Origin of the sequence: Rubrivivax sp. JA1026, from assembly GCF_011065555.1 — a bacterium.
In the GTDB taxonomy this organism is placed as follows: domain Bacteria; phylum Pseudomonadota; class Gammaproteobacteria; order Burkholderiales; family Burkholderiaceae_C; genus Rubrivivax; species Rubrivivax benzoatilyticus.
Genome location: NZ_JAALCQ010000002.1, coordinates 12,655 through 27,296 on the forward strand (window position 1 = coordinate 12,655; position 14,642 = coordinate 27,296).

Consider the following 14,642-nt stretch of genomic DNA (forward strand, 5'->3'; position numbering starts at 1 on the left):
CGCGATGGCGACCTTCCCCCTCATCCGCGGCTACGAAGTCGTCATCGGCTTCGAGACCCACGCCCAGCTCTCCACCGAGAGCAAGATCTTCAGCGGCGCCTCGACACGTTTCGGCGCCGAGCCCAACACCCAGGCCTGTCCGGTCGACCTGGCGCTGCCCGGCACGCTGCCGGTGGCCAACCGCGGCGCCGTCGAACGCGCGATCCGCTTCGGCCTGGCCGTCGGCGCCAAGGTCGCGCCGCTGTCGATCTTCGCGCGCAAGAACTACTTCTACCCCGACCTGCCCAAGGGCTACCAGATCAGCCAGTACGAGATCCCGGTGGTGCAGGGCGGCAGCGTGTCCTTCCTGCTCGACGGCGAGAAGCGTTCGGTGCGGCTGACCCGCGCCCACCTCGAGGAAGACGCGGGCAAGAGCCTGCACGAGGACTACCACGGCCAGTCGGGCATCGACCTGAACCGCGCCGGCACGCCGCTGCTGGAGATCGTCTCCGAGCCCGACCTGCGCAGCTCGGCCGAGGCGGTGGAGTACGCCAAGGCGCTGCACGCGCTCGTCGTCTGGCTGGGCATCTGCGACGGCAACATGCAGGAAGGCAGCTTCCGCTGCGACGCCAACGTCTCGGTGCGCCGCCCCGGCGAGCCTTTCGGCACGCGCCGCGAGATCAAGAACCTCAACAGCTTCCGCTTCCTGCAGCAGGCGATCGACTTCGAGGTCCAGTGGCAGATCGACCGGCTGGAAGACGGCCTGGCGATCGAGCAGGCCACGGTGCTGTTCAATCCCGACACCGGCGAGACGCGGGCGATGCGCAGCAAGGAAGACGCGCACGACTACCGCTACTTCCCCGACCCGGACCTGCCGCCGCTGGTCATCGCGCCCGACTGGGTGGAGCGTGTTCGCGCCGCGATGCCCGAGCTGCCGGCGGTGATGGCCGAACGCTTCCAGCGCGACGACGGCCTGCCGGCCTACGACGCGGCGATGATGACCCAGAGCCTGGCCTTCGCGCGCTACTACGAGGCAGCGCGCGACGGCTGCGGCCAGCCCAAGCTGGTCGCCAACTGGCTGATGGGCGAGGTCAGCAAGCGGCTGAACGCCGAGGGCGGGGCGATCGACGCCGCGCCGGTGGGCCCGCAGACGCTGGCCGCGCTGATCGGCCGCATCGCCGACGGCACGGTGTCGAACAACGGCGCGCGCCAGGTCTTCGACGCGCTGTGGAGCGGCGAGGCCAGCGACGTCGACGCGGTCATCGAGGCCAGGGGCCTCAAGCAGATGAACGACAGCGGCGCGCTGGAGAAGATCGTCGACGAGGTGCTGGCCGCCAACACCAAGTCGGTCGAGGAATTCCGCGCCGGCAAGGACAAGGCCTTCAACGCGCTCGTCGGCCAGGTCATGAAGGCCAGCAAGGGCAAGGCCAACCCGGCCCAGGCCAGCGAACTGCTGCGCCGCAAGCTCGGCGGCTGAGCCGGACTCGGCAGGCATGGGGCGCCTTCCGGCACCCCATGTCCAGGCTCAGCGCGCCGCGGCCGATGCCGGCTCGGCCGGCATCGGGCCCAGCGTGCCGGGCCGGGCGCCGGCCCACAGCCGGCGCAGGCGCTCCAGTTCGGCGTCGTACAGCCGGTTCACGCGCACCAGCTCGGCTTCCTGGTTGGCCATCGCCGTGCGCTGCGCCTCGGTGGCGGCGTCGTTGGCGTCCAGCGACTGGCGCAGCTTGGGCGGCAGAGGGCGTGCGGGATAGAACTCGGCCTCTTCGGTCAGCGGCTTGCGCTCGGCGGCGAGCATCGCCAGCCGCTGCTCGGAAGCCCGGATCGCCACCCGCACGGTGTCCAGCGCGGCCTCGCGCGCACGCCGGTGCGCTTCCTCGTTGGGGTAGCGCGCCATCAGGTTGCGGTCGCGGCGCACCGCGTCGGCCTGGGCGGCGCGCGCCTCGGCCGCACGGCGCTCGCGGGCCTCGATCTCGGCACGCTCGTCGGCCGTCGGCGTCGGCGGCACGACGCGGCGCAGCGAGCCGTCGCGGTTGAGCAGCCGCTGCTCCTTGGCGATGCACTCCGGGATCGGGCGGTCCGAGGTGATCTTGCGGCCGGCGTCGTCGACGCAGGTGTAGATGCCCTCGGCCGGACGCCCCCCCTGTGCCGCCAGCACCGAGCCGGCCAGCAGCGCGGCGCCGGTCAGCGCGAGGCCGCGAGTGGAAGCGAGACGCCCGGCCCTGGCCATTCAGACCCCGTAGCGCTCGCGATAGGCCTGCACGGCCGGCGCGTACTGCTCGAGCGCGGGGTCGGCGCCGGAGCGCAGGTAGGCCAGCAGGTCGGCCAGGGTCGCGATCGCGACCACGTCCAGCCCGAGCTGCGAGCGCACCGACTGCACGGCCGAGAGTTCGGCGTCGCGCCCGTCGGCGTCGGTCGCCTTCTCCTGGCGGTCGAGCGCGATCGCGACGCCGCAGGGCGTCGCGCCGGCGGCGCGGATCATCGCGATCGACTCGCGCACCGAGGTGCCGGCGGAGATCACGTCGTCGACGATCAGCACGCGCCCGGCAACCGGCGCGCCGACCAGCGTGCCGCCTTCGCCGTGGTCCTTGGCTTCCTTGCGGTTGTAGGCGAAAGGCAGGTTGCGGCCTTCGCGCGCCAGCTCGATGGCGATCGCCGCGGCCAGCGTGATGCCCTTGTAGGCCGGGCCGAAGAGCATGTCGAACTCGAGCCCGCTGGCCACCAGACGGCGTGCATAGAATGAAGCGAGACGGCCCAGCCTGGCGCCGTCGTTGAACAGCCCGGCATTGAAGAAGTAGGGCGACAGCCGCCCGGCCTTCGTGCGGAACTCGCCGAAGCGCAGCACGCCGGCCTCGACCGAGAACTTCACGAATTCTTGCGCCAGGGCGTCGGGGGCGTTCATGGAGGTCATCCCTTGGGTTTTCGACTGGTCACGCTCAACCTGAACGGCATCCGTTCGGCCGCGAGCAAAGGATTTCTCGACTGGGCCGAGGCAGCGGCCGCCGATTGTATGGGGGTGCAGGAGGTCAAGGCGCAAGCCGCCGACGTGGCCGGACGCTTCGAACGGGTGGGCGGCCTCGACGGCCACTTCCACTTCGCGCAGAAGAAGGGCTACTCCGGGGTCGGGCTGTACACGCGCCACGAGCCCAGCGACGTCGTCGTCGGCTTCGACGGCGGCGAGTTCGACGCCGAGGGCCGCTGGATCGAGCTGCGCTTCGACAAGCCCGGGCGCAAGCTGTCGATCATCAGCTGCTACTTCCCCAGCGGCTCCAGCGGCGAGGAGCGCCAGGCCGCCAAGTACCGCTTCCTCGACCTGCTGCAGCCGCACCTGATGGCGCTGAAGGCCGAGCGCGAGTTCATCCTCGTCGGCGACGTCAACATCGCGCACAAGGAAATCGACCTGAAGAACTGGCGCGGCAACCAGAAGAACAGCGGCTTCCTGCCCGAGGAGCGGGCCTGGATGACGCGGCTGCTCGACAGCGGCGTCGTCGACGTCTTCCGCCGCCTCAACCCGCAGCCCGAGCAGTACACGTGGTGGAGCAACCGCGGCCAGGCCTGGGCGAAGAACGTGGGCTGGCGGCTGGACTACCACCTGGCCACGCCGGCGCTCGCCGAGACCGCGCGGCGCGAACAGATCTTCCTGGCGCAGCGCTTCTCGGACCACGCGCCGCTGACGATCGACTACGACTTCTGCCTCTGATCGGCGCCGCTGGCGCTCGTTCAAGTCAGTGTCGCAGGGCCCGCGACACGACACAGGTCAAACAAAGGCGATTGACCAACGGCAGAATGGCCGCGCGACAAGAGGCGGGAAGCAGGGCCGCAGAGCCTGCAAGCATGACCCGCCCGGGACGCACATTTCCTCGGGAGGAAGTCACCGCCTGCCCGCCCTCGTTTGGACGACCGACGAAAGGCGATGACCATGCTCGACCGGCAGCCTGCTGCACGCTCCGCAACGCCCGCTCTGTTGCCGCGCTCGATGACCGAGCGCACCCCGACCGGCGGCTGGGCCCGCTGCCTGGGCCTGATGCTCGACGAGATCGACTACGGCCTCGTGCTGATCGACGCCGCCGGCATCGTGCGCTGGCGCAACCACCGCGCGCTGAGCGAACTCGACGACAGCCACCCGCTGCAGATCACCGCCGGGCGCATCGGGGCGGTGCTGCCCGAAGACGCCGCGCGACTGGCCACCGCGGTCTCCGACTCCATGCAGCGCGGCACGCGCGAGATGCTGACGCTGGGCGCCAGCGGCGAGCGCGTCACGCTGGCGGTCGTGCCGCTGGCGGCCGACGCGCTCGACGGCCAGCCGGCGACGATGCTGCTGTTGTGCAAGCGCCAGGTCTGCGAGGACCTCTCGGTGCGCGGCTTCGCGCGCGCGCACCGGCTGACGCCGGCCGAGACGCGGGTGCTCGAGGCCCTGTGCGCCGGCGTGGCGCCGCAGAAGTTCGCCGAGCACCAGGGCGTGCGCATCTCCACGGTGCGCACCCAGATCGGCAGCATCCGCGAGAAGACCGGCGCACGCAGCATCCGCGCGCTGGTGCGCATGGTCGCGCTGCTGCCGCCGATGGTGCCGGCGCTGCGCGGCGTGGTCTTCGAGCCGATGGAACGCTGGCCGCGCGACCGCGCGTCGGACGGCGCCTGACGGCGCGGCGCGCCTAGGCGCGCGCCGGCGGGCCGAAGTTGCGCGCCGGCTTGGCGGCGCGCTCGTACAGCGGCATCACCTTGGGCAGCTTGGACTGGATGTCGGCGATGCGTGTCGGCCCCGAAGGGTGCGTCGACATGAACTCCGGCGGCGCGTTCTTGTTCGCCTGGATCATCTTGTTCCACAGCGAGACGCCGGCGCGCGGGTCGTAGCCCGAACGCGCCGCCAGGTCCATGCCGACGATGTCGGCCTCGGACTCGTCCTCGCGGCTGAACTTCAGCGTCAGCAGCTGGCCGCCCATGTTGAGCAGCGTGTCGCCGGTCTGGCCCAGGCCGAGCAGCGCGCTGAGCACCCCGGCACCGATGCGCGTGGCCGCGGTCTTGCCCATGCGCTCGCGGGCGTGCTCGCGCAACGCATGCGCGACTTCGTGGCCCATGATCGTCGCGACCTCGTCGTCGCTGAGCTGCAGCTCCTTAAGGATGCCGAGATAGAAGGCGATCTTGCCGCCCGGCATGCAGAAGGCGTTGAGCTGCTTGCTGCCGATGAGGTTGATCTCCCACTTCCAGTTCGCGGCGCGCCGGTTCCAGGGCTGGGCGTACGGGACGATGCGGTCGGCGATGGCCCGCAGTCGCACCAGCTGCGGGTGGTCGGCCGGCGCCAGCGCCTTGGCCGCGCGCGCCTCGCGCAGCATCTGCTCGTACTGCTGGGCGGCGGCCTTCTCGACGTCCTCGGCCGGCACCAGCTTGGCGAACTTCGACTCGCCGCCGACGTCGCCACGAACGCCGTCCTGGGCCATCGCCGGGCCGGCGAGCGCAGCGCCGGCGCCGGCTGCCAGCGCCGTCGTGAACAGGCGCCGGCGGTGCAGCGCGCAGCTGCAGCCCATCGCGTGCAGCATCGGGGGCAGGTCGATCCGGGCGTCGGTTTCGAAGGTGTTCGGCATGGCGTGTCGGACCCGGTCGCCAGCGCCGGGGTTCCGTCGGCGGATTCTAGGAGCGCGGGCCCGGCTCAGTCGTCGGCGGGCACCGGCGCGGCGGGATCGAACTCCAGCGCGCGCACGCTGTCGCGCAGCCAGACCAGCATCACCAGCGCCGGCGCCGCGAGCACCGTGCTGAGGATGAAGAAAGTCGGCCAGCCGATGCTCTCGGCCAGCACGCCGGCCAGCGGGCCGACCCAGACGCGGCCGACCGCGGCGAAGGCCGACAGCAGCGCGTACTGCGTCGCCGTGAAACGCTGGTTGCACAGGCTCATCAGGAAGGCGACGAAGGCCGCCGTGCCCATGCCGCCGGAGATGTTCTCGAAAGCGACCACCATCAGCAGCCCGCCGTCGACCGGCGTCGGCTGCGCCAAGCGCACGAAGCCCCAGTCGAAGGCCGGGATCAGCAGCCCGGGCATCGCGCCCTTGCCGTGCACCGCCAGCCACCAGAAGCCGAGGTTGCTCGCCATCTGCAGCACGCCGAAGACGAGCAGCGAGCGCCACAGGCCCAGGCGCAGCATCAGCGCGCCGCCGACGAGCGCGCCGGCGATCGTCAGCCACAGCCCGATCAGCTTGTTGACGACGCCGACCTCGGCCGAGCCGAAGGCCATCGCCTTCAGCAGGAACGGCGTCATCAGCGAGCCGGCGAAGGCGTCGCCGAGCTTGTAGAGCACGATGAACAGCAGGAAGGCCGCGGCGCCGCGCTGCGAGAAGTAGCTGCGCAGGCCGCCGAGCAGGGTCTCGAAGCGCGCCACGCGCGCCGCCCAGGCAGCCAGCGGCAGCGTGAACGCCAGGCCCATCATCAGCACCGCCAGCTCGAGCCAGCGCGTCTGCAGTGACTGCGCCATCGAGCTGGCGGCCAGCACACCGCCGAACAGCGCCTGCGCCACGCCGGCGCCGAAGCGGTCGGTCAGCATCGCGCCGGCGGCCACCGCGGCGAGCACGGCGAAGAAGCCGGCGAGGTCGTTGCGCGCCAGCGTGGCCTGGCGCGGCGCGGTCTTCAGCCGCGGCAGCGCCAGCGCCGACAGCACCGCCAGCGCCGCCATCAGGCCGGCCATCAGGCGGTAGACCTCGGGCCAGGACCAGCCGCCGCCCTGGGCGGGGTCGGTCCAGATCAGCGCGATGCCGCCGGACAGGATCATCGCCAGGCGGTAGCCCATCACGTTCAGCGACGCGCCCAGGCCGCGCTCGCGGTGCTGCAGCAGGTCGGTGCGGTAGGCGTCGATGACGACGTCCTGCGAGGCCGAGACGAAGGCCACCAGCACCGCCAGCAGCGCGAAGGCGCGGATCGAGTCCGACGGCGAGGTCGTCGACAACGCGAACAGCACGCCGGCCAGCGCGAGCTGCGTCAGCACCAGCCAGCCGCGCCGCCGCCCCAGGCCGGGCAGCTCGAAGCGGTCCATCAGCGGCGCCCACAGGAACTTGAAGGTGTAGGGCAAACCGACGAGGCTGAGAAAGCCGATCGTCGCCAGGTCGATGCCGTCGACCGTCAGCCAGGCCTGCATCGCCTGGCCGGTCAGCGCCAGCGGCAGGCCCGAGGCGAACCCGAGCAGGGTGACGACGGCGAGGCGGTGCAGCGCGGCGGCGCGCTGCGCCAGCGAAGAAGGCATCGGCGGATTCTAGGAGGCGGCCACGCCGCCCTTGACGTCGCGGCAGGCCGCCCTCATCTGGCGGAGATGGATCACCCGCTGCACCTGCGCTGCCCGCATTGCGAGGCCATGAACCGCCTGCCCGCCGCCCGCCTGGGCGAGGCGCCGAACTGCGGCCGCTGCGGCCGTCCGCTGCTCGACGGCCGCCCGGTCGAACTGGGCGACGCCGAGTTCGACGCCGCGGTCGGCTCGAGCACCGTGCCGGTGCTGGTGGACTTCTGGGCGCCGTGGTGCGGCCCGTGCCGGGCGATGGCGCCGGCCTTCGAGCAGGCCGGCCGAGCACTCGCCGGGCGCGCCCTGCTGGTCAAGGTCAACAGCGACGACAACCCGCAGCTCTCGACGCGCTTCGGCATCCGCAGCATCCCGACGCTGATCCGGCTGGAGAACGGGCGCGAGACGCACCGCCACAGCGGCGCGATCCCGGCACAGGCCATCCAGCAGTTCGCGCGCGCGGCGGCCTGAGGCCGCGATCTCAGTTGATGCTCGCGGAAGCGGGCGTCTGCGCGGTCATCAGGCGGGCGATGATGCCCGTCTCCTCGCGCGGCGAGAACGCGTAGGGGTAGAGCGAGCGCTCGTCGGCGTCGAGGTCGACACGGCCGCCGAAGGCCTCGATCTGGTCGCGGATGTAAGCGAAGTCGATCGTCAGCAGCACCGCCGGCGCGTTGACGAAACGGTTCAGGCGCTCCTCGCCGATGACGCGTGCGCCGAGCATGCGCTCGTAGTAGCGCACATGGCGGGGGTTCACCTCCATCACCAGCGCGTCGTAGCCGCGGATGCGGTGGGCGACGATGTAGGCGACGTGGAACAGCGCCGCCAACACACGTTTGCTGCCGGAGATCGGGTCGATCGCCAGCTTGGTGAACTCGCAGACCCGGACGCCGTCGCGGCGCAGGGCCTCCATCTCGGCCGGGAACGCGTCCTCCGCGCTCAAGCCTTCGGCGCTGTCGAGCGCGACGGTGATCGTGCCGATGGTGTCGTCGTTCTCGGTAGCCGACAGCGTGATGCGGTTGGTGGTCTGGTCGCTGGGCAGCGACACGGCGTGGTAGCCGCGCCAGGCGTAACGCTGCTTGAGCAGCGAGTTCGCGCTCTGGCGGCAGACGTAGGAGTCGGCGGAGCGGATTCTGAACACCCGCTCCGGCACGTCCACCGCTGGTGCCCGGGCGGGCAGCGCCCGCCCTTCCGACACCGGGCGCCGCACGGCGCGCTGACCGCCGATCGGCGCGACGATGATCGTGTCAGTCGTCATGAATGGTCTCTTTGGATCCCGATTGCGGTGCGAGTCTGCCCAAGCGCACCCGCCGCGACTGTGAGAAAGGTTTACCAGTCTGCCCGAGGATCGTGAGCTCACTCACGAATGCGCCCCAAAGTTGTAACAGCGGGTTTACAGCGCGAGTTTTGTGGCGTATCGCGAAACATTTGGCGTCGCACCGACGCACCAACGCCGTAAGCGTTTGTATCGGGCCGGGATCCGGGACGGCGTCAGTCGACCTTCACGCCGGCGGCCGCGCGCATTGCCGGGTCGAGGTCGACGAGGTGCCACCATTCGCTCCAGAACACCGGGCGGCGGAAACCGCTGACCCAGGGCTGCCACATGTCGGTGCTGACGCGGTGCACCGACGGCTTGTACGGCATGTAGGCCACCGACAGGATCTTGGCCTGGCGGAAGAGCTCGTCGCGCTCGGGGCCGTCGGGCAGCGCCGACATGCGGTCGTACAGCGCGTCGAAAGCCGGCAGGCTGAAGCGCGCGAGGTTCTGGCCGCCGGCCTGCGGGCCGTGCAGGCGGTCGAAAGCGCTCTGGCCGTCACGCCCCGAGGCCGACGAGCCCAGCGTCCAGATCTGCAGCTTGCCGGCACGCGCCAGCTTCAGCTGCTCGGGCCACTGGCCGGTCTGGAAGGTCGTGCGGATGCCGATCGCCTCCATGTTCTTGCGCCAGAGCTCGTCGAACTGGCGGCTGATCTGCGTCGGCTGGGTGGCGTAGACCAGCACCAGCGACTTGCCGTCGGGCAGCTCGCGCCAGCCGTCGCCGTCGCGGTCGACGTAGCCGTACATGTCCAGCAGCGCACGCGCACGCGCCGGGTCGTAGTCGCCGGCCTCGCTCTTGAACTTCGGGTCGTAGCCGGTCGTGTGCGGCACCACCTGCGACTGCGCCGGGATCGCCTGGCCCTTGCGCACGACGCGGATCTCGCGCTCGACGTCCATCGCCAGCGAGAGCGCCCGGCGCAGTGCCACCTTCTCCGGCGTGTAGCCGCCGACCACCGGGTCCTCCATGTTGAAGTAGGTGATCCCGATGTCGGCGTTGACCTGCTGCGCCGCCAGGATGCCCTTGCGTTCGAGGTTGGGCGCGACGTGGCCGTTGGGCATCGCGACGTTGACGAAGGACCCCGGCACCGAGCCGTACTGCCCGGCCAGCATGTCGATCTGGCCGTTGAGGAAGGCCAGCCAGCGCGGCTGCTCCTCCTCGATGATCGAGATGCGCACCTCGTCGATCATCGGGATGCGCCGGCCCTTGAGGCGCGCCAGGATGGCCTGGCCTTCGGCGTCATCGGCCGCCGGCTCGGCGTCGTAGTGCATCTCGCGGAAGTCCGGGTTGCGCTCGAGCACGATCAGCGAGCTGCGTCGCCACTGCTTGAGCTTGAACGGGCCGGTGCCCACCGGATGCTCGGCGATCTTGTCGCCGTAGAACTCGACGACCTCGCGCGCGATGCCGCCCAGCAGGTCCGACGCCGTCAGGTTCTCCAGGAAACGCGGCGACGGTTCGGACAGCGTGAAGCGGATCGTGTGGCGGTCCAGCGCGCGGATGCCCGGGATCACGTGGTCGTAGTCGAAACGCGTTTTCTGCGCCACGACCTCGCGCCGGTACTCGGCGAGCCCGGCGATGTTGAAGGTCTCGACCCAGCTCCAGAGCTGGCTGCGGTTGGCCGGGTCGGCGGTGCGCAGGAAGGCGTAGACGTAGTCCTGCGCCACCAGCTCGCGCTTCTTGCCCTTGAAGGCCGGATCGTCGGCGTAGTAGATGCCGGGCTGCAGCTTCACCGTCCAGACCTTGTAGTCGGCCGAGACCTCGGGCATGCCGGCGGCCGTCAGCGGGCGGATCTTCACCGGCCGCGCGAGGTGGTCGTAGCGGTACAGCGCCTCGAAGATGTGCGGCGTGACGGTGCGCGAGTACAGGTCGCTGATCTGCGCCGGGTCGAAGCCGGTCTCGGCCGTGGTGAACGCGACACGCAGGATCTTGCGGCCGCCGTCGGCCGCGGGCGCGGCGGCGTGCACGGCGGTGGAGCAGGCCAGCAGCACGCCGGCCAGGAGGGAGAGCAGCTTCATCGTCTCGGCAGATTCAGGACCCGCGGCGCGCCTGCGCCTGCGGGTCGATGTCGACGTACTTCCAGAACTCGCGCACGAAGATGTTGCGGCTGTAGCCGCCCACCCAGGGATGCGCGAGGTCGGTCCAGATGCGGTGCGCGTGCACCTTGTAGGGCATGTAGGCGATCATCAGCTTCTTGGCCGCATCCATCGCCGCCTGGCGCTCCGGCCCGTCGGGCAGCAGCGCCTGCTTCTCGTACAGCGTGTTGAAGGCCGGCAGGTCGAAGCGCGCGTGGTTGGCCTGGCCGCGGTTGGGCCCGTAGCCCAGCGCGAGGAAGGTGTCGCCGTCGGGCTGGCCGGCGCTCCAGCCGACGCCCCACATCATCAGCTTGCCGGCGCGCGAGGCCTTCAGCTGCTCGGGCCACTTGGCGGTCTTGAACACGATGCGGATGCCGATCGCGTCCATGTTCTTCTTCCACAACTCGTTGAGCTTGCGGCTCTGCTGGTCGGGCTGCGTGGCGTACTCCAGCACCAGCGGGCTGCCGTCGGGCTGGTCGCGCCAGCCGTCACCGTCGCGGTCGATCCAGCCGTGCATGTCCAGCAGCGCCTTGGCGCGCGCCGGGTCGTAGTCGCCCATCTCGCTCTTGTAGGCCGGGTCGTAGCCCCAGGCCTCCGGGCCGATCGGCGACTGCGCGCGTATCGCCTGGCCGCCGCGCACGAGGCGGATCTCGCGCTCGACGTCGACCGCCAGCGCGATCGCGCGGCGCAGCGCCACCTTGTGCGGCTCGTAGCCGCCGACCACCGGGTGCTCCATGCCGAAGTACGACACGGCGACGTCCGAACGCGGATAGCGCAGCATCAGCACGCCGCGCTTGGCGAGGTTGGGCGCGAGTTCGTTGTTCGGGAACGCGACGCCGGCGAACTCCGCCGGCACGTTCTCGGCGATGTCCTGCTCCTCGTTCAGGAACGACAGCCAGCGCGGCTGCGGCTCCTCGACGATGGAGATCTGCACCCGGTCGACGAGCGGCAGGCGGCGGCCCTTGAACTCGCGCGCCACGGCCTGCAGGCGCTCGTCGCCGGCGGGCGCCTCCTCGTCGTAGAGCACGCTGCGGTAGCCGGGGTTGCGGTCGAGCTCGATGCGCGAGCTGCGCTTCCAGGCGCCGAGCTTGAACGGCCCGGTGCCGACCGGGTGCTCGCCGATGCGGTCGCCGTAGAACTCGACGACCTCGCGCGCCAGCGCGCCGGTGAACGACGAGTCGGCGAAGTTGTAGAGGAACCGCGGCGACGGCTCGGCCAGCTTCACCTGGAAGGTGTAGCGGTCCAGCGTGCGCAGGCCTTCCACCGGACGGTCGTAGTCGAAGGGCTTGCGCTCCTTGATGGCGCGCGAGCGCAGCTCCGACAGGCCGAGCAGCTTGGCGCCTTCGAGCAGGTAGAGGTTGCCGCTCTTCCAGCGCGGGTCGTAATGGCGCTTGATCGAGTAGACGTAGTCCTCGGCGACCAGCTCGCGCTTCCTGCCCTTGAACGCCGGGTCGTCGGCGAAGTAGATGCCGGGCTTGATGCGGAAGGTGAAGGTGCGGAAGTCCTCCGAGACCTCGGGCATCGCCGCCGCGGTGTTCGGCCGCATGCGCACCGGGCGCGCCAGGAAGGCGAACTCCAGCGGCGCCTCGAAGATGCCCGAGACGACGGTGCGCGAGTACAGGTCGGTGATCGCCGCCGGGTCGAAGCTGGTCTCGGCGATCGGGAAGGCGTAGCGCAGCGTCTTCGGCGCCGCGGCGGGAGTCTGCGCGACAGCCGCGACGGCCGTCGCCAGCAGGCAGGCGGCCAGCGCGGCGGAGCGGACCAAGCGTTTCATCGGGCAGCGGTTGGGTGACGAAAGCGGCGGAGTCTACGGCGCGGCCGCCCCGCCGTGGAGCGGCACCACCCCGCGCCGGCGCGGGGCTCCGGACGGCTCGCAAGCGGCGTGCCCCGCCAGGGCCTGGCGCGTGTCGTGCTTGCCCCGCGCCTTCGCGGGGGAATGCCCCGGCGGGCAAGCCCCGTCGGCGCCCCTACACTCGCGCATCCTGTAACACGGGCCCCGGCACGAGCGGGGCCCGCTTCACGTCGATTCCCAGATGGCGGCTTACCTGATACGACGCCTGTGGCAGATGATCCCGACGCTTGCCGGCGTCGTGCTGCTGGTGTTCCTGCTGTTCAAGTTCTTCGGCGGCGACCCCGCGGAAATCCTGGGCGGCCTCAACGCGACCCCCGAGCAGATCGCGGCGATCCGCCAGGAGCTGGGCCTGGACCAGCCCTGGTCGGTGCAGCTGTGGATCTTCGTGAAGTCGATCCTCACCTTCGACTGGGGCCACAGCTGGGCGACCAACGAGCCGGTGTCCAGCCTGTTCGCCAGCCGCCTGCCGGCGACGCTGACGGTGATGGTGCCGATCCTGATCCTCGACACGCTGCTGGCGCTGCCGATCGCGATGTGGGTGGCCTACCGCCGCGGCTCGCTGACCGACCGCACGATCATGGTCGTGACGACGGTGGCGCTGTCGATCAGCTTCCTGGTCTACGTCATCGTCGGCCAGTACTTCTTCGGCTTCCGCCTGGGCTGGTTCCCGGTGCAGGGCTGGAGCGACTCGACGCTGACCAACCTGCTGACCTACGCGCCGCTGCCGGTGCTGCTGGCGGTGGCCGTCGGCATCGCGCCGCAGACCCGGCTGTACCGCAGCTTCCTGCTCGACGAGCTCGGCCAGGACTACGTGCGCACCGCACGCGCCAAGGGCATGACCGAAGGCACGGTGCTGTTCAAGCACGTGCTGCGCAACGCGATGATCCCGATCCTGACGAACATCGGCCTGGCCCTGCCCAGCATCTTCGTCGGCTCCTTCCTGATCGAGGTCTTCTTCTCGATCCCCGGCCTGGGCCGCGAGGTCCTGCTGGCCGTCAACCGCAGCGACTACCCGGTGATCCAGGCGGTCACCGTGTACCTGGCCGTGCTGACGATGCTGATCAACCTGATGACCGACCTGATGTTCAAGGTCGTCGACCCGCGCGTGGTGCTGAAGTGAGTGCCGTCATGTCTTCCCCGGCCGCCGTCGACTCGGCGCAGCAACGTTCCGAAGGCGTCTGGCACGCCGCCTGGCGCCGCTTCAAGGGCGACCGCGTCGGTGTCGCCTCGCTGGTCGTCGTCGTCGCCTTCCTGCTGCTGATCCTGCTGTCCTGGGCCGGCGTCGTCGCCGGCGACTGGCAGCGCGAGGTCGGCGTGGCCAACGCGCCGCCGAGCTTCATGGGCCCGGCCCAAGCCACCGAGACGACGGCGATCGCGGCCCCGAAGGGCCCGAACGTCGACCTGTCCGACGTCGACCCGCTGGCGCCGCGTTATGCCGAGTGGGCCGAACGCGCCGCCAAGCTGAAGACCGAGGAGACGCCCAAGCTCGAGACGCTGCCGCTGGGCGGCGACCGCCTGGGCCGCGACGTGCTCGAGAAGGCGATCAAGGGCACGCAGATCTCGGTCTTCGTCGGCGTGCTGGCGGCCGTCGTCGCGACGACGATCGGCACGCTGCTGGGCGCCTTCAGCGGCTTCTTCGGCGGCAAGATCGGCGACGCGCTGGAGTGGCTCTACAACGTCTTCGAGTCGGTGCCGGGCATCCTGCTGATCTTCGCCTTCGCCGCGGTGCTGGGCCGGGGCATCGACACCGTGGTGCTGATCCTGGGCCTGACCGGCTGGACCGGCATGTACCGCCAGGTGCGCGCCGAGTTCATCAAGCACTCCAGCCGAGAGTACGTGCGTGCCGCCGAGGCCATCGGCGCGTCCAGCGCCTCGCGCATGTTCCGCCACATCCTGCCCAACGTCAGCCACGTCGTGCTGGTGCGCATGGGCCTGCTGGTCGTCGGCTTCATCAAGGCCGAGGTCATCCTGTCCTACCTGGGCCTGGGCGTGCCGGTCGACCAGGTGAGCTGGGGCACGATGCTCGCCGAGGCGCAGAGCGACCTGATCCTGGGCTACTGGTGGCAGCTCGCCGCGGCCACCGGCTTCATGGCGGTGTTCGTCACCGCGTTCTCGCTGATGGCCGACGCCGCGCGCGACGCGCTCGACCCGAAGCTGCGGGGGCTGGAATGAGCACCGCGC

At 70.6% G+C, this 14,642-nt stretch carries 13 protein-coding genes; 6 read left to right on the forward strand and 7 right to left on the reverse strand.

What is annotated here, in order from left to right; all coding sequences use genetic code 11:
- Positions 1 to 4: 4 nt before the first annotated feature.
- Positions 5 to 1,456, forward strand: a complete 1,452-nt coding sequence (gene gatB / locus G5B56_RS03780; RefSeq protein ID WP_164962381.1) for an Asp-tRNA(Asn)/Glu-tRNA(Gln) amidotransferase subunit GatB — start codon at positions 5 to 7, stop codon at positions 1,454 to 1,456.
- A gap of 48 nt (positions 1,457 to 1,504) precedes the next feature.
- Here the strand turns inward: gatB and G5B56_RS03785 are convergent, their stop codons facing one another.
- Both G5B56_RS03785 and pyrE read right to left on the reverse strand, forming a co-directional pair.
- Positions 1,505 to 2,206, reverse strand: coding sequence for a DUF4124 domain-containing protein (locus G5B56_RS03785; protein ID WP_009856754.1), 702 nt, complete (start codon positions 2,204 to 2,206; stop codon positions 1,505 to 1,507).
- Positions 2,207 to 2,878: an orotate phosphoribosyltransferase gene (gene pyrE / locus G5B56_RS03790; protein ID WP_138938810.1), complete on the reverse strand. Its 672-nt coding sequence runs from the start codon at positions 2,876 to 2,878 to the stop codon at positions 2,207 to 2,209. It lies immediately after the preceding gene.
- 12 nt (positions 2,879 to 2,890) lie between these two features.
- On the opposite strand from pyrE, the gene G5B56_RS03795 reads away from it, so the two are divergent.
- Positions 2,891 to 3,676, forward strand: a complete 786-nt coding sequence (locus G5B56_RS03795; RefSeq protein WP_029718393.1) for an exodeoxyribonuclease III — start codon at positions 2,891 to 2,893, stop codon at positions 3,674 to 3,676.
- Positions 3,677 to 3,952: 276 nt separating this feature from the next.
- Positions 3,953 to 4,615, forward strand: coding sequence for a helix-turn-helix transcriptional regulator (locus tag G5B56_RS03800; protein ID WP_230247138.1), 663 nt, complete (start codon positions 3,953 to 3,955; stop codon positions 4,613 to 4,615).
- A 13-nt stretch (positions 4,616 to 4,628) separates the two neighbouring features.
- On the opposite strand, the gene G5B56_RS03805 is transcribed toward G5B56_RS03800, so the two are convergent.
- Together G5B56_RS03805 and G5B56_RS03810 are read right to left on the reverse strand one after the other, a co-directional pair.
- On the reverse strand, positions 4,629 to 5,555 hold the full coding sequence (locus G5B56_RS03805; protein WP_009856750.1) for a M48 family metallopeptidase: 927 nt from the start codon (positions 5,553 to 5,555) through the stop codon (positions 4,629 to 4,631).
- 65 nt (positions 5,556 to 5,620) lie between these two features.
- A complete protein-coding gene (locus G5B56_RS03810) occupies positions 5,621 to 7,198 on the reverse strand; it encodes an AmpG family muropeptide MFS transporter (RefSeq protein ID WP_164962382.1) in 1,578 nt (525 codons plus the stop codon).
- A 66-nt stretch (positions 7,199 to 7,264) separates the two neighbouring features.
- Here G5B56_RS03810 and trxC point away from each other — a divergent pair, with 66 nt between their 5' ends.
- On the forward strand, positions 7,265 to 7,699 hold the full coding sequence (gene trxC, locus G5B56_RS03815) for a thioredoxin TrxC (RefSeq protein ID WP_009856748.1): 435 nt from the start codon (positions 7,265 to 7,267) through the stop codon (positions 7,697 to 7,699).
- A 10-nt stretch (positions 7,700 to 7,709) separates the two neighbouring features.
- Here the strand turns inward: trxC and G5B56_RS03820 are convergent, their stop codons facing one another.
- The 3 genes from G5B56_RS03820 to G5B56_RS03830 form a co-directional block, all read right to left on the reverse strand.
- Positions 7,710 to 8,483, reverse strand: coding sequence for an N-acyl amino acid synthase FeeM domain-containing protein (locus G5B56_RS03820; RefSeq protein ID WP_009856747.1), 774 nt, complete (start codon positions 8,481 to 8,483; stop codon positions 7,710 to 7,712).
- A gap of 233 nt (positions 8,484 to 8,716) precedes the next feature.
- The gene (locus tag G5B56_RS03825) at positions 8,717 to 10,552 is read right to left on the reverse strand and encodes an ABC transporter substrate-binding protein (protein WP_164962383.1); all 1,836 of its coding nucleotides are present in this window, start codon (positions 10,550 to 10,552) and stop codon (positions 8,717 to 8,719) included.
- A gap of 13 nt (positions 10,553 to 10,565) precedes the next feature.
- The gene (locus tag G5B56_RS03830; RefSeq protein ID WP_164962384.1) at positions 10,566 to 12,383 is read right to left on the reverse strand and encodes an ABC transporter substrate-binding protein; all 1,818 of its coding nucleotides are present in this window, start codon (positions 12,381 to 12,383) and stop codon (positions 10,566 to 10,568) included.
- A 259-nt stretch (positions 12,384 to 12,642) separates the two neighbouring features.
- On the opposite strand from G5B56_RS03830, the gene G5B56_RS03835 reads away from it, so the two are divergent.
- Together G5B56_RS03835 and G5B56_RS03840 are read left to right on the forward strand one after the other, a co-directional pair.
- Positions 12,643 to 13,581 carry an ABC transporter permease gene (locus G5B56_RS03835; protein ID WP_164962385.1) on the forward strand — a complete coding sequence of 313 codons (939 nt, stop codon included), beginning with the start codon at positions 12,643 to 12,645 and terminating at the stop codon, positions 13,579 to 13,581.
- An 8-nt stretch (positions 13,582 to 13,589) separates the two neighbouring features.
- Entirely contained in the window at positions 13,590 to 14,633 is a 1,044-nt protein-coding gene (locus G5B56_RS03840) for an ABC transporter permease (protein ID WP_164962386.1), read from the forward strand.
- Positions 14,634 to 14,642: the final 9 nt, after the last annotated feature.

Bases quoted from the DNA above. Each gene is read 5' to 3' on its own strand.
- G5B56_RS03805 (WP_009856750.1), bottom strand. From the start codon at position 5,555: ATGCCGAACACCTTCGAAACCGACGCCCGGATCGACCTGCCCCCGATG.
- gatB (WP_164962381.1), top strand. From the start codon at position 5: ATGGCGACCTTCCCCCTCATCCGCGGCTACGAAGTCGTCATCGGCTTC.
- G5B56_RS03800 (WP_230247138.1), top strand. From the start codon at position 3,953: ATGACCGAGCGCACCCCGACCGGCGGCTGGGCCCGCTGCCTGGGCCTG.
- G5B56_RS03830 (WP_164962384.1), bottom strand. From the start codon at position 12,383: ATGAAACGCTTGGTCCGCTCCGCCGCGCTGGCCGCCTGCCTGCTGGCG.
- G5B56_RS03835 (WP_164962385.1), top strand. From the start codon at position 12,643: ATGGCGGCTTACCTGATACGACGCCTGTGGCAGATGATCCCGACGCTT.
- G5B56_RS03825 (WP_164962383.1), bottom strand. From the start codon at position 10,552: ATGAAGCTGCTCTCCCTCCTGGCCGGCGTGCTGCTGGCCTGCTCCACC.
- G5B56_RS03810 (WP_164962382.1), bottom strand. From the start codon at position 7,198: ATGCCTTCTTCGCTGGCGCAGCGCGCCGCCGCGCTGCACCGCCTCGCC.
- trxC (WP_009856748.1), top strand. From the start codon at position 7,265: ATGGATCACCCGCTGCACCTGCGCTGCCCGCATTGCGAGGCCATGAAC.
- pyrE (WP_138938810.1), bottom strand. From the start codon at position 2,878: ATGAACGCCCCCGACGCCCTGGCGCAAGAATTCGTGAAGTTCTCGGTC.
- G5B56_RS03840 (WP_164962386.1), top strand. From the start codon at position 13,590: ATGTCTTCCCCGGCCGCCGTCGACTCGGCGCAGCAACGTTCCGAAGGC.
- G5B56_RS03820 (WP_009856747.1), bottom strand. From the start codon at position 8,483: ATGACGACTGACACGATCATCGTCGCGCCGATCGGCGGTCAGCGCGCC.
- G5B56_RS03785 (WP_009856754.1), bottom strand. From the start codon at position 2,206: ATGGCCAGGGCCGGGCGTCTCGCTTCCACTCGCGGCCTCGCGCTGACC.